The 13697-nt window shown below is 40.6% G+C and carries 10 protein-coding genes; 7 read left to right on the forward strand and 3 right to left on the reverse strand.

Annotated elements, in window-relative coordinates:
* Positions 1–4 precede the first annotated feature (4 nt).
* Together I2F31_RS01585 and I2F31_RS01590 are read right to left on the reverse strand one after the other, a co-directional pair.
* Entirely contained in the window at positions 5–1015 is a 1011-nt protein-coding gene (locus I2F31_RS01585) for a glycosyl transferase family protein (RefSeq protein WP_195773457.1), read from the reverse strand.
* Positions 1016–1056: 41 nt separating this feature from the next.
* Positions 1057–1941 (reverse strand): alpha/beta hydrolase, encoded by an 885-nt coding sequence (locus tag I2F31_RS01590; RefSeq protein ID WP_195768071.1) that lies wholly within the window; start codon positions 1939–1941, stop codon positions 1057–1059.
* Between the two features lie 167 nt (positions 1942–2108).
* Here I2F31_RS01590 and pheA point away from each other — a divergent pair, with 167 nt between their 5' ends.
* Together pheA and I2F31_RS01600 are read left to right on the forward strand one after the other, a co-directional pair.
* Positions 2109–3212: a prephenate dehydratase gene (gene pheA, locus I2F31_RS01595; protein ID WP_195768070.1), complete on the forward strand. Its 1104-nt coding sequence runs from the start codon at positions 2109–2111 to the stop codon at positions 3210–3212.
* A gap of 33 nt (positions 3213–3245) precedes the next feature.
* The gene (locus I2F31_RS01600) at positions 3246–5489 is read left to right on the forward strand and encodes a bifunctional prephenate dehydrogenase/3-phosphoshikimate 1-carboxyvinyltransferase (protein WP_195773316.1); all 2244 of its coding nucleotides are present in this window, start codon (positions 3246–3248) and stop codon (positions 5487–5489) included.
* Positions 5490–5605: 116 nt separating this feature from the next.
* Here the strand turns inward: I2F31_RS01600 and I2F31_RS01605 are convergent, their stop codons facing one another.
* A complete protein-coding gene (locus I2F31_RS01605; protein ID WP_195768068.1) occupies positions 5606–6301 on the reverse strand; it encodes an SIMPL domain-containing protein in 696 nt (231 codons plus the stop codon).
* A gap of 456 nt (positions 6302–6757) precedes the next feature.
* Here I2F31_RS01605 and I2F31_RS01610 point away from each other — a divergent pair, with 456 nt between their 5' ends.
* The 5 genes from I2F31_RS01610 to pstA all read left to right on the forward strand — a co-directional run bounded on the left by I2F31_RS01610 (position 6758) and on the right by pstA (position 13696).
* On the forward strand, positions 6758–8131 hold the full coding sequence (locus I2F31_RS01610; protein WP_195768067.1) for a diaminobutyrate--2-oxoglutarate transaminase: 1374 nt from the start codon (positions 6758–6760) through the stop codon (positions 8129–8131).
* A 3-nt stretch (positions 8132–8134) separates the two neighbouring features.
* Positions 8135–9652: a pyridoxal phosphate-dependent decarboxylase family protein gene (locus tag I2F31_RS01615; protein WP_195768066.1), complete on the forward strand. Its 1518-nt coding sequence runs from the start codon at positions 8135–8137 to the stop codon at positions 9650–9652.
* 168 nt (positions 9653–9820) lie between these two features.
* Positions 9821–10852 carry a substrate-binding domain-containing protein gene (locus tag I2F31_RS01620; protein WP_195768163.1) on the forward strand — a complete coding sequence of 344 codons (1032 nt, stop codon included), beginning with the start codon at positions 9821–9823 and terminating at the stop codon, positions 10850–10852.
* A 79-nt stretch (positions 10853–10931) separates the two neighbouring features.
* On the forward strand, positions 10932–12311 hold the full coding sequence (pstC, locus tag I2F31_RS01625) for a phosphate ABC transporter permease subunit PstC (protein WP_195768065.1): 1380 nt from the start codon (positions 10932–10934) through the stop codon (positions 12309–12311).
* Positions 12308–13696: a phosphate ABC transporter permease PstA gene (gene pstA, locus I2F31_RS01630; RefSeq protein ID WP_195768064.1), complete on the forward strand. Its 1389-nt coding sequence runs from the start codon at positions 12308–12310 to the stop codon at positions 13694–13696. Before pstC ends, pstA begins: the two co-directional genes overlap by 4 nt.
* Position 13697: the final 1 nt, after the last annotated feature.

A 13697-nucleotide genomic window follows, 5' to 3' on the forward strand; every position in this document is an offset into this window, starting at 1 on the left:
CATTTTAGTCTGTCGTTGCATGATGACGAGTACGCCATAGTTGCTGTGCTTTTGCTAAGGCTTCTTCAAAACTAGAGGCCTGTTGCATGGTGTAGAGGGCAATCGCCATGGTTTCAGTGATGGCTGTTTCGCCGTATTCATGATCTAAGCTACCTAACCAAACCGATTTATACACTTCTAGATCTAATGCTTCTTCGCTTGGACTGCGTGTAACGGTAAGCTTTGCTAACTCATGTTCATAGAGCTCGCCATCTTTGATACCACAAATTAAGGTTTTCGCATCGGGGTTGCGTTCAAACTCACCACCTTCACCTTTAATGACGGCACTATTTTTATAACCAAGTTTTAAGGCGGCATGTTGGTGAGATGTTCGATAGGCTGGGTGAAAAATAGATTGTAATGTGGCTTTGGCTTCAAATGGATTAATCAAACGTGCCAATGTATGTATAGGTGAACGTAAACCCATTAGGTTACGTAGGTTAATCATTTCATCGAGTACCGGTGAAATTGTTGCCAATGGCATATACGCAAAATGATGCGTTTTGAGTTGTTGCTCAACCTCATGTTGGTTGTTGCACATTGGCATGTCTAGGTAGGCTAAAACCTGCTCGGTGTAGACACGGTTGAGGGTATGGCCTGCTGCACCATGCATCACAATATTAAAGCCATGTTTAGCGAGTGTTAACGCTGCAAGTAAAAACCAAGGGTAGTGCTTACGTTTACCTGCGTAAGATGGCCAATCTAAGTCGACTTGCACTGGGGTGAAATTCAGTTGGTCTTTGGTTGCTTGTACGAAACCTGCAAGTTCATCAATCGATTCTTCTTTAACACGTAATAGCATTAAAAAAGCGCCAATTTGCACATCAAACACTTCTTTTTTTAGAATCAGGCTAAATGCATGATAGGCCTCATCAAAACTTAAAGAGCGAGCTCCCGTTTTTCCTTTACCAATAATCCGAATATATTGGGCAAAAGGGTGTTCTAAGTCTTGATAAATATTGCGCTTTGTACTCATTGTCATGTGTGTTGTGACCTGAATGTGTATACGTATAAAAGTTAAGGTGTGGGTGTCATTAGTGTATTGCAGGCAGAAGCATCTACACAACCTGCAAACATGACTGCTTTAGGCAAGGTGGCAAATAGATTGCTCATGTGTTGCTCGGCAGGTTGAATAAATGACCATACATGATCTTGATGGTTAAACTGTTGTAGAAATAAGCTGCGTTGTTGTTTGGCGTCTTCTGCTTTGAGCTGAGATGGGCCAGCATCTTCATTACTCCCAAAACTGATCATGAGCATAGGGCGGGTTTTTTCAGCAAGCCATTTTTGTTGCTGTTGTAGTATTTCGAATTGATTAAACCAAATAGATGGACTGGCTGCGATATAGCGATTGAATAGCGAGGGCTGTTTAAAAAATAATTCAAGCACCAATAAGCCACCTAAAGAATGACCATAAATAGATTGTGCATTTGGGTTAATTGGATATTTTTTTAAAATAGTGGGTTGTAGTTCATGGCTGAGAAAGTTGATAAATTGTGCAGATTCACCAAAACGGCTGGCAGATTGTTGAGCTGTTGCTTGGGTGAGTGGCGGAGTGTAGTCAAGCGCACGGGCTTGGGTATTAAAGGCTTGCCCAATATGAGGATAACCAATGGCAACAATGGCGACAGGTTGGAGGGTAGCCGATGGGCGTAGTGGTGTTGTAATGAGGTTGGATATATTTTTTGCCGTGTCAAAAATACTATTGCCGTCGAGTACATATAGTGTGCGGAAACCGTCTTTTGGGGCAGGCACATTGGGTAAATAGACCTGTATTTGGTAGGTTCTATGTGTGTATTCAGAGGTCAGATTAAATACGTCACTGGTTGTGCTTTCGCTATGACCGAATGGTGAAAACAAGCACAGTACAGCAAAGGTAAGATAAGAAAAAAAAGATCGCATATGCAGTTTTAACCCAAGAATGAGATAGAGTTTTAGTTTTAAATGATCTTTTTCGGGTGATCATGCTTTACTTTACGCCATTTTTGTAAAAATCCAAATAACACTTCTGTTTTGAATGTGGTTATACTTAGGCTCAATGCATTTTAGTAAATAGGGCAACGCTGTATATGTCTCAAAATGACCAAAGTCCTGCACTTAACTTAGGTGAAATTCGTACTCAGATTGATGCAGTCGATTTACAGATTCATGATTTGATTAACCGCCGTGCACGTTTGGCGGAAACTGTGGCACATGCCAAATTTGCTCAAGAAGAAAAGCCTTTATTTTATAGACCAGAAAGAGAAGCTCAGGTATTACGTAATATTATGCAACGTAATGAAGGGCCATTGTCTGATGCAACGGTTGCACGTTTGTTTCGTGAAATTATGTCTGCTTGCTTGGCACTTGAAGCACCGCAAAGTATTGCTTTTTTAGGCCCTGAAGGTACATTTACTCAAGTTGCAGCATTGAAACATTTTGGACAAGATGCAGTTGTGCGTCCTGTGACGACCATTGATGAGATTTTTAGAGAAGTTGAAGCGGGCAGTGCTCATTATGGGGTTGTTCCCGTTGAAAACTCATCTGAAGGTGTAGTGAACCACACCTTAGATTGTTTTAAATCATCGCACTTAAATGTGATTGGTGAGGTTGAGTTACGTATACACCATCAATTTATGGTGTCAAAAAATACCCGCAAAGACAGCATTAAACAGATTTATGCTCATCAGCAGGCTTTGGCACAATGCCGTCAATGGTTAGATACGCATTACCCAGATGTTGAACGTGTGGCATTAAGTTCAAATGCTGAAGCAGCACGCCGTATTTGTAATGAGTGGCATTCGGCAGCCATTGCATCTGATATTGCTGCAACCACGTATGACTTGGAAATATTGCATCAAAATATTGAAGATAACCCTGAAAACATTACACGATTTTTAGTGGTTGGTCGCGAGAAAATTCCACAAAGTGGTCGTGATAAAACATCGTTGCTGATTTCTGCGGATAACCAAGCAGGGGCACTCATGAAAATACTTGAGCCATTTTCAAAACATGGTATTAGTCTGACCAGTATTGAAACGCGTCCTGCACTGCGTGAAAAATGGACGTATGTGTTTTTTATTGACTTAGAAGGCCATATTGAGCAAGACAATGTTCGAGCGGCACTCGATGAAATTCGTCCAATGGCTAAAGAGTTACGTGTTTTGGGCTCTTACCCTGTAGCGGTACTGTAAATAAAGTGACATGAAAAAGGTAAAACAATTGATATGACACAAGCATTGTTTAAAAAAGTCGCTTTTATTGGCTTTGGTCTGATTGGGTCAAGTTTAGCAAGAGTCATACAGCAACAAAATCTTGCTGAACAAGTGGTTGCATCAACACGTTCAGAACAAACATGGCAAGATGCCAAAGCACTTGGCTTGATTACAGCAGGATATACAGACCCTATTGTGGCGGTACAAGGGGCTGACCTTGTAATCTTGGCTTTACCTGTTAAGGCGACTGAGGCTGTCTTACAGCGTATTGCACCGTATATTGGTGAAAAAACCATTTTAACCGATGTTGGTAGTACCAAAGGTAATGTTGTTGCAGCAGCTAAGAACGTATTTGGACAGTTACCTGTAGGTTTTGTACCAGCTCATCCTATTGCAGGCAGTGAACATACGGGTGTTCATGCAGGTAAAGCAGATTTATTTGTAGGACATAAAATTATTTTAACGCCTCTGGCAAGTTCTGCACCGTGGGCTGTGCAAGGTCTGAGCCAGTTATGGCAGGCAACAGGTGCAGAAGTGGTGTGTATGTCGGTAGAAAAGCATGATGAAGTGCTTGCTCATACCAGTCATTTACCCCATTTAATGGCGTTCAATTTGGTGGCACAGTTTACCAGTAGACAAGATAACTTAGATATTTTTCGTTATGCTGCAGGTGGTTTTAGAGACTTTTCTCGTATTGCGGCCTCAGACCCACAGATGTGGCATGACATTTTTCTATCGAATAAAGATGCCATTTTAAAAGCAGTCGATGGCTTTGAATCTCAGTTAAGCCAAATTCGTAGACTGATTGAACAAGATGACTCAGACCAATTAATGCAGGTGTTGAAAGAAGCACAATCTGCACGACAACACTTTAACCATATGCTGAAAAAGAATACTGTTTTGGAGAAACAACCAGTGACTCAACAATTTTCAATTTTACCTAAAAAGCACCATTTTAAAGGGACTTTTACCATTCCTGGTGATAAGTCAGTTTCTCACCGTTCAATTATGTTTGGTTCAATTGCTGACGGCACCACAAATGTCACAGGTTTTTTAGAAGGTGAAGATGCACTTGCAACACTACAAGCCTTTAAAGACATGGGTGTTCAAATTGAAGGGCCAAAAGATGGTAAAGTGACCATTCATGGCGTGGGTATGTCTGGCTTAAAAGCACCGACAAAAGCGCTATATATGGGTAACTCAGGGACAAGTATGCGTTTGTTGTCAGGCATGCTTGCTGCACAACAGTTCGACACGGTGATGACAGGTGATGCATCACTGTCTAAACGCCCAATGGAACGTATTGCAAAACCACTACGTGCAATGGGTGCAAATATTCAAACCACGGGTGAGAAAGGCACACCTCCTGTGAGTATTACAGGCCAGCAAGCTTTAAAAGGGATTCATTACGAATTACCAATGGCTTCTGCTCAAGTCAAATCTGGTATTTTGTTGGCAGGTCTTTGGGCGGCAGGTGAAACTTCTGTGGTTGAGCCTGAGCCAACACGTGACCATACCGAGCGTATGTTACGTGCCTTTGGTTATGATGTGAAAACTGAAGGCAATACCATTACGCTCAGTGGGGGTGGTAAGCTAGTTGGTACAGATATTCAAGTACCTTCAGATATTTCATCGGCAGCATTTTTCATGGTGGGTGCCGCTATTTGTGAAGATTCAGATGTGACTTTGGAAGCGGTGGGTATTAACCCAACACGTACAGGTGTCATTGAAATCTTAAAGCAAATGGGTGCAGATATTTCTGTAAATAACCCACGTATTGCAGGTGGTGAGCCAATTGCAGATATTCGTATTCGTGGTACACGTACTTTAAAAGGAATTCATATTCCAGAAGATCAAGTGCCTTTAGCAATTGATGAGTTCCCAGCACTGTTTGTGGCGGCATCATGTGCTGAAGGTCGTACGGTATTAACAGGTGCGGCGGAATTGCGTGTAAAAGAGTCTGATCGCATTCAAGTCATGGTTGATGGTCTGCAAGCGATGGGTATTGATTGTACGCCTACAGCAGATGGGATTATTATTGAAGGTAAAGGGAAGTCAGGCGATTGGTCACCAATTTTCAAAGGTGCTGAAGTGCAGTCACATCATGACCACCGTATTGCGATGAGTTTTAGTATTGCAGGCATTCGTGCTTCTGAAAAAGTAACCATTCATGGTACAGAAACCGTTGCAACAAGTTTCCCAACATTTACTCAACTTGCCAATGAAGCAGGTTTGATGATTGATACCATAGACTAATTTGTCATGTGTTTTAAAAAACCAGCGTATAGACGCTGGTTTTTTTATTGCTGTTATATGACGATTTAATTTTTGCTTTATGACAAAAAGATGTCGTGTTTTTAATTTGTCATATTTTAGTCAAGTTGGATGGTACCGCTTGCAGTGACAGACACTTTACTGTCACCTGCATTAAAGTTTTGAGCAGGGGCGCTTGCAGCCATCATTTTACTTGATGCCATGAGCATACGTGGCTGTATAAATGATTGCTCATTGCCACGTAGATCTAAATTGACTAAATGGTACTTGTTCTTTTGCCATGTTTGAGCAATCAGTTGAGCGCGTTTTTGAAAGTTTTGGCTTGCCATCACCATCAATTCGTTTTCAACCAACTGTCTTTGCTGATCTGAGACATTAAATTGAATAGATTCGGTTTGAAAAGTATTTTGTAGTGCACTCATGAGCTGACTAACGGCTTTAAAGTCGGTACTTGTGAGGCGCACTTCGGCACGACCACGCCATTCTTTGAGTTTTTGACTGTCATTGTCATAAATTGGGTAAGTACTTTGTTGGCCTGTTTCCATTTTTACTTCAGGGTATTTTTGCCCAAGCGCAGTGGCTTGATTCATGGCTTGAGTGATTTGAGTTGCCAAAGCCGTGGCTTGCGGGCTACTTTTTTCGATATATAAGACCGCATACATTTGGTCATTATGAACATCTTTAGAAGCTTCTGCTTGTATGTTCACCATGTTGTAGTTGATGCTGGTATTTTCTGTGGCAAATACAGGGGTTGCTAACAGCAAAGACAGTGTGGCTAGTGTAATTTTACGCATATGTTTGATCCTAAAGATAATGAAGTAGTGTATGCAAATTTAAGCAGTAAATACGGATGCCTTTTTGTGGAAACTTTGTAAAAAATTATATCAATTTTATTCAGTGGTTTTGTTATTTAAATATTATATAACAATGGCTTAGGGTTTATTTTTTGGTAACTTGTTTTTATGTTTCATGAATGTGTCATCTGAGTGTCACTGCTGTGTAAGCCACATTTTTGTTTTTTGGCCTAATCAGGACTACACTAAATAAAGTGATGTCGGAGTACGCCGTGATAAAAATAGAAATAAAATGCCATTGGGTCTTTATTTTTATATAAAAAAGCGTATCATCGCCCTCCTAGTTATTTATTGTAAATCATACAGCTAGCTAGAAACTCCTAAAAGCACCGAGTCAAAAGACCTTACGTCATCAGACTTATTTCTTTCAACCCTTATCAGAGATGGTAATCCGATATGAGCGTTAATTCTGTAAATTCCGCCAACCATTCCACAAATGAATATTACCTGACTCGCCAAAGTCAGATGGAATCAAATGTGCGTAGTTATCCACGTAAATTGCCGTTAGCGATAGCGAAAGCACAAGGTTGTTGGGTTACTGATGTTGAAGGTAGAGAGTACCTTGATTGTTTAGCTGGGGCAGGTACGCTTGCTCTAGGTCATAACCACCCTGCTGTCATTCAAAGTATTCAAGATACATTGACCAGTGGTATTCCATTACACACACTTGACTTAACAACGCCGTTAAAAGATCAGTTTACTGAAACTTTATTGGCTGAATTGCCAGGTGGTAAAGAAGCGTATTGTTTACAGTTTTGTGGCCCATCTGGTGCAGATGCCACTGAAGCGGCAATGAAGCTTGCAAAAACATATACTGGACGTAGCTCAATCATTAGTTTTTCTGGTGGTTATCACGGTATGACACATGGTTCGTTGTCTGTGACAGGTAATTTGAGTGCAAAAAATGCAGTTAATAACTTGATGCCGGGCGTACAATTTTTACCATACCCGCATGAGTATCGTTGCCCACTAGGTATTGGTGGTGATGCTGGTGTAGATGCTTTAACGTATTACTTTGAACAATTTATTGAAGATGTTGAAAGTGGTGTGACTAAGCCTGCTGCTGTGATTTTAGAAGCGATTCAAGGTGAAGGTGGTGTGGTTGTTGCACCAACGAAATGGCTGAAAAAAATTCGTGAAGTGACTGAAAAGCATGGCATTGTCCTCATTTTAGATGAAGTTCAAGCAGGTTTTTCACGCTCAGGTAAAATGTTTGCATTTGAACATGCAGGGATTGAGCCAGATGTTATTGTGATGTCTAAAGCCGTAGGTGCAGGTTTACCATTGGCTGTGCTTGGTATTAAGCGTAAGTTTGATGCTTGGCAACCAGGTGCACACACAGGTACATTCCGTGGTAACCAACTTGCGATGGGTGCAGGTTTAGCCTCTTTAGAGGTGATGAAATCACAAAACCTTGCACAAAATGCCCATGATCGTGGTGAATTTATTAAAACTGCAATGAAAAAACTTGCAGAAAAATTCCCATGTATTGGTAATGTGCGTGGCCGTGGCTTAATGCTTGGTATTGAAATTGTAGATGAGCGTCAAGCTGCAGACCATATGGGCTCATACCCTGCAGATGCACAGTTGGCAGCTGCGATTCAAACAGCATGTTTTAACAACCAACTATTGCTTGAAAAAGGCGGTCGTTACGGCACTGTAATTCGTCTACTTTGTCCGCTTATTATTACGCAAGAAGAAACTGAAGAGTTACTCAAACGCTTTGAAAAATCGCTTGCAGATGCATTAGCTACGGTTCGAGGTGCTTAAGTCATGACAGATATTACACAACATCGCCAAGCGTTGTTATGTAATGATGCACAATCCATTGCGGACTATGAGTCGGCAATGGATCACGCAGTGAAAGCGGTGAGTGCATGGTTGCAAAATGACAAAATGTATACGGGCGGTAGCATCAAAGAGCTCCGCTCAGAGATTGCGTTTAATGCCAATAAAGAAGGTTTAGGCGTATCTGCTGCATTACAGCGTATGGTTGAATTGTTTTTAAACAAAAGCTTAAAAGTACATCATCCGCATTCTTTAGCACATTTACATTGCCCAACCATGGTTGTGAGCCAAATTGCTGAAGTGCTCATTAATGCAACCAATCAATCGATGGATTCGTGGGATCAAAGCCCAGCGGGTTCACTCATGGAAGTACAACTGATTGACTGGTTACGTCAAAAAGTAGGCTATGGTGCAGGTCAAGCAGGCGTGTTTACATCGGGTGGTACACAGTCAAACCTTATGGGTGTACTGTTAGCACGTGATAAATGCATTGCAACACATTGGCAAGGCCATTCTGTACAGCGTGAGGGTATTCCAAGCGAAGCGATGCAAAAAGTTAAAGTCATTTGTTCTGAAAATGCACATTTTTCTGTGCAAAAGAACATGGCATTAATGGGTATGGGCTTTCAGTCAGTGGTGACTGTTCCTGTGAATGACCGTGCACAAATGGACGTTGTGGCTTTAGAAAAAACCATGGCGACATTACAAGCGGAAGGTAAAATCGTTGCTTGTGTGGTTGCTACAGCAGGTACGACTGATGCTGGTGCAATTGACCCTCTGCAAGAGATTCGTGCAATTACTGAAAAGTATGATACATGGATGCATGTCGATGCAGCATGGGGTGGTGCTTTAATCCTATCGAATGATTATCGTCATTGGTTAGATGGTCTAGAAAAAGCAGATTCTGTGACACTAGACTTCCATAAGCATTATTTCCAAACCATTAGCTGTGGTGCATTTTTACTTAAAGATGAAGCAAACTATCGCTTTATGCATTATGAAGCAGAGTATTTAAACTCGGCATATGATGAAGAGCATGGTGTGCCAAACTTGGTGTCAAAATCATTACAAACCACACGCCGTTTCGATGCATTGAAACTATGGATGACGATTGAAGCATTAGGCGAAGAGCTTTATGGTTCAATGATTGATCATGGTATTAAGTTGTCAAAAGAAGTTGCTCAGTATATTGAAAATACTGAACAATTAGAGTTGTTGTTACAGCCACAGTTCGCTTCTGTTTTATTTAGAGTCGTGCCAAAAGGGTATCCTGTAGAACATCTAGATAGTCTTAACCAAAATATTGCAGATGAACTTTTTGCACGTGGTGAAGCCAATGTAGGCGTGACGAAAGTAGGTGAAGTACAGTCGTTAAAAATGACTTTACTAAGCCCTGTAGCGACTTTAGACAATGTAAAATCTTTACTTCAGCAGATTTTAACGGAGTCTGACCGTATTAAAACCTCTATTGTTGATGGTAGTTATACACCACCTATCTCTTAATTTTAAAAGGCTACCTCGGTAGCCTTTTTTATTGTCATAAAACATAATTAAATCGTCATCTATTTGTAACTTAATTGTCATATAAACAAATCAGAATGTAATCAAGTAAGCACGGTATCACATCACTTTACGACAAGTAATGTAAGTTTGAGGCATTAAGAGATGACAATGAAGTTAAGTAAAAAATATGCAACACTTGCTCTAGCGATTTCAGGCGTAGCTTTTGCTGTAAATGCAAATGCTGCACGTGACACAATTCAAATTTCTGGTTCTTCAACAGTATTGCCATACGCAAGTATCGTTGCTGAAGAGTTTGGTAGCACCTTTCCGCAATTCAAAACACCAGTTGTTGGTTCAGGTGGTACGGGTGGTGGTTTGAAGCAGTTCTGTCAAGGTGTTGGTGACAATACTATCGATATTGCAAATGCTTCACGTAAAATTAAAGAGACTGAGGTTGAAGGTTGTAATAAAGCAGGTGTTCGTCAAATCCAAGAAATTAAAATTGGTTATGATGGTATTGTTTTTGCATCAAATGCTTCAAAGCCAGCCTTTAAGTTAAAGCCTTACCATGTATTTACTGCCCTTGCAGCACAATTGCCATCTAATGGTAAACTGGTTCCAAACCCATATACAAACTGGAATCAAATTGACTCATCTCTTCCAAATGAGCCAATTACACTTGTTATTCCAGCGTCTAACCATGGTACACGTGAAGTGTTCCAAGAGAAAATGGTTGAAGCTGGTTGTGAAACCTATGAATATTACAAAAATCTACCAAAAGATGATCGTGCTAAAGCATGTTCTACTTTCCGTAAAGACGGCCGTGTCGTTGAAATTTCTGGTGACTACACTGAAACACTGGCACGTTTGAAAACTTCACCGAATGCAGTAGGCGTATTTGGTTTAGGATTCTATGATCAAAACAAAGATCGTCTACGTGTTGCAACTGTAAATGGTGTAGAGCCGAGTGAGCACACTGTACTGAATGGAACGTATGCTGTATCACGTCCTTTATTCTTCTATGTAAAAGGTGAACATACTAAAGTGATTAAAGGTTTACCACAATACGTAGAATTTTTCTTAAGTAAAAAAGTTTCAGGAAAAGGTTCAAAACTCGACAAAGCAGGTTTGATCTCTATGTCTGATGCTGAACGTGCACAAGTACTTGCTGACTTTAAAGCCGGTAAATATGTGAAGTAATGCAATATATTTTAAGGTGAGGATGAGGTGACTTGTCCCCACCTTTTTTGGTTTTTAGATAATACATAGCGGAGATGATATGAATCTGCTTCTTTTGGGTGTGTTACTTGCTGTTATTGCGATCGGCTATCAGTTTGGTCTGAAAAAAAGTCGCCGCATTGCAGGTCAGGGCAATAATTCCGCAACGTTACATTCACGACCAGGTTATTATGGTGCGCTTGTTGCTCTGTGGTGTGGTGTGCCAGCATTATTAATTTTTGGTCTTTGGAACTTTATTGAGCCGATATTATTACGTCAAATGGTCTTTTCTCAAGTTCCAGCAGATGTTCTCTCACATCTAGATCCTTCTAGTCAGTCAGTATTACTCGACCGTGTTAAAGCTATTGCTTCTGGTTTTGGTGTAACAGATCAGGCACAGCCTTATGAAATAGCCGCTGCAACGCAATACGCACAAGCTATGAAAATAGGTGACTATGCACAGTTTGCTGTAGTCATTTGTATTGCATTGGTCGGTCTGGTTTTTGCACATAAAAAAGTAACACAACAATATCGTGCAAGAAATTATGTAGAAAAATTTGTGCGTATTGCATTGGCACTATGTTCAGGTGTTGCCATTTTGACAACTGTTGGTATTGTAATGTCAATGTTTAGTGAAGCATTGAGATTTTTCCATTTTGTTAGCCCTACAGAGTTCTTTTTGGGCACGCAATGGGATCCAGGGTTTACCACAAGTGGTACATCAGATGGTACTTATGGCCTATTGCCTTTGCTTTGGGGTACTTTACTGGTCAGTGCAATTGCACTATTAGTTGCTATTCCTGTAGGGCTGTTTATTGCCATTTACTTAGCTGAATATGCATCGCCTCGTTTGCGTGCATGGGCAAAGCCCGTGATTGAAATCTTGGCAGGTATTCCGACCATTGTTTATGGTGTTTTTGCACTCATGGTTATTGGCCCATTTTTTAAGTCAGTTGGTGATATGGTGGGTATCCACATCAACGCAACGAGTGCATTAACAGCAGGATTTGTGATGGGAATCATGATTATTCCATTTGTATCATCACTATCAGACGATATTATTACCCAAGTACCTCGTTCATTGCGAGATGGTTCTTTGGGTTTAGGTTCAACTAGATCAGAAACCATTCGTCAAGTGGTTTTACCTGCAGCATTACCAGGTATTGTTGGTGCATTTTTGTTAGCAGCATCACGTGCAATTGGTGAGACGATGATTGTTGTTCTTGCAGCTGGTAATAGTCCACTGTTACAGATTAATCCTTTAGAAGCCGTTTCTACAGTAACAGTGACTATTGTAAACCAGTTAACGGGTGATACCGATTTTGCAAGCCCACAAGCATTGGTGGCATTTGCACTGGGGTTAACACTGTTTGTGATTACTTTGGGTCTAAATATTATTGCACTGTATATTGTGCGTAAATACCGTGAGCAATATGAATGAGTATGAATAATAGTTCTGTAGATGCAGCATTGGCTAGTCAGTCATCGGTTGATAAAAAGCAAGAAAGAAAGCAAATTATTATTGATTCTTTGTCAAAGCGTCATAGTAAAGAAAAACGTTTTAAACTGCTGGGCTTACTGTCGGTGATTACGGGTCTTTTATTTGTCGCACTTTTATTTGGTAGTATTTTATACAAAGGTTTGCCAGCATTTTGGCAAACGAGTATGACTGTACCAGTTTACTTTGACCCTAAACTGATTGATGCAGGAGCCCCACCTGTTAAACAACCAGATGAATCTCCTGCTATTTTCCAAGAGCGTTATATTGATTGGCAAACTAAAATGAGCATGGTGGATTGGGACGCACTGATTACACATGCAATGATTGCCAAAGATAAAGCCCTTGCAGGCAAAGAAAGTGATCTATCTAGTATTTATACTAGCTCAGAAACCTATCGCTTGCGTGATATGGTGTTTGCAGATCCGAGTTTAGTTGGTAAAACAGTTGATTTGAAATTCTTAGCAGATGCAAATGTTGATGTGTGGCTGTCAGGGAAAATTGATCGCAGTTTACCAGCAGAGCAACAACAGCTAAGCCCTGAAATTCGTCAATTAGCTGATCAAATGAAAGCACAAGGCCTTTTAGAAAATACCTTTAACTTTAAAATTTTCACAAATACAGACTCTAGAAGTTCTCCTGCAAGTAGTGGTTTAGCAGGCGCATTTATGGGTTCTCTATTTATGATGTTGATCGTGATCTTTATTTCGATTCCAATTGGTGTGGCCAGTGCGATTTATCTTGAAGAATTTGCAAAGAAAAATTTGATTACAGATATTATCGAAGTCAACATTAATAACTTGGCAGCAGTGCCATCTATTGTCTTTGGTTTATTGGGTGCTTCTATTTTTATCGGTTGGATGCATTTACCTCTTTCCGCACCTTTAGTAGGTGGGTTAGTACTGAGTTTAATGACTTTGCCAACGGTGATTATTACCACACGTGCATCGCTTAAAGCAGTACCGCCATCTATTCGCCAAGCGGCACAAGGTTTGGGTGCATCTAATGTACAAACCGTTTTTCACCATGTATTACCACTGGCTTTACCGGGTATTTTAACAGGTGCTATTATTGGTGTAGCACAAGCTTTGGGGGAAACTGCACCATTGCTATTGATTGGTATGAGTGCGTTCGTGGCAAGTGTTCCAACAACACCACTCGATCAGTCTACAGCATTACCAGTACAAGTATTTTTATGGCAGGGTAATGAATTACGTAACTTCTTTGAAGGACGTACTGCTGCAGCAATTATTGTATTGCTTGCCATGATGATTGGACTAAATAGCTTAGCAATTTGGTTACGAAAGAAATTTGAAGTACGCTGGTAAT

Origin of the sequence: Acinetobacter rathckeae (assembly GCF_015627125.1) — a bacterium.
GTDB classification, from domain to species: Bacteria; Pseudomonadota; Gammaproteobacteria; order Pseudomonadales; family Moraxellaceae; genus Acinetobacter; species Acinetobacter rathckeae.

What these genes read in the sequence shown, in the direction of transcription:
- I2F31_RS01585 (WP_195773457.1), bottom strand. Translation starts at nt 1,015, where the DNA reads ATGAGTACAAAGCGCAATATTTATCAAGACTTAGAACACCCTTTTGCC.
- I2F31_RS01590 (WP_195768071.1), bottom strand. Translation starts at nt 1,941, where the DNA reads ATGCGATCTTTTTTTTCTTATCTTACCTTTGCTGTACTGTGCTTGTTT.
- pheA (WP_195768070.1), top strand. Translation starts at nt 2,109, where the DNA reads ATGTCTCAAAATGACCAAAGTCCTGCACTTAACTTAGGTGAAATTCGT.
- I2F31_RS01600 (WP_195773316.1), top strand. Translation starts at nt 3,246, where the DNA reads ATGACACAAGCATTGTTTAAAAAAGTCGCTTTTATTGGCTTTGGTCTG.
- I2F31_RS01605 (WP_195768068.1), bottom strand. Translation starts at nt 6,301, where the DNA reads ATGCGTAAAATTACACTAGCCACACTGTCTTTGCTGTTAGCAACCCCT.
- I2F31_RS01610 (WP_195768067.1), top strand. Translation starts at nt 6,758, where the DNA reads ATGAGCGTTAATTCTGTAAATTCCGCCAACCATTCCACAAATGAATAT.
- I2F31_RS01615 (WP_195768066.1), top strand. Translation starts at nt 8,135, where the DNA reads ATGACAGATATTACACAACATCGCCAAGCGTTGTTATGTAATGATGCA.
- I2F31_RS01620 (WP_195768163.1), top strand. Translation starts at nt 9,821, where the DNA reads ATGAAGTTAAGTAAAAAATATGCAACACTTGCTCTAGCGATTTCAGGC.
- pstC (WP_195768065.1), top strand. Translation starts at nt 10,932, where the DNA reads ATGAATCTGCTTCTTTTGGGTGTGTTACTTGCTGTTATTGCGATCGGC.
- pstA (WP_195768064.1), top strand. Translation starts at nt 12,308, where the DNA reads ATGAGTATGAATAATAGTTCTGTAGATGCAGCATTGGCTAGTCAGTCA.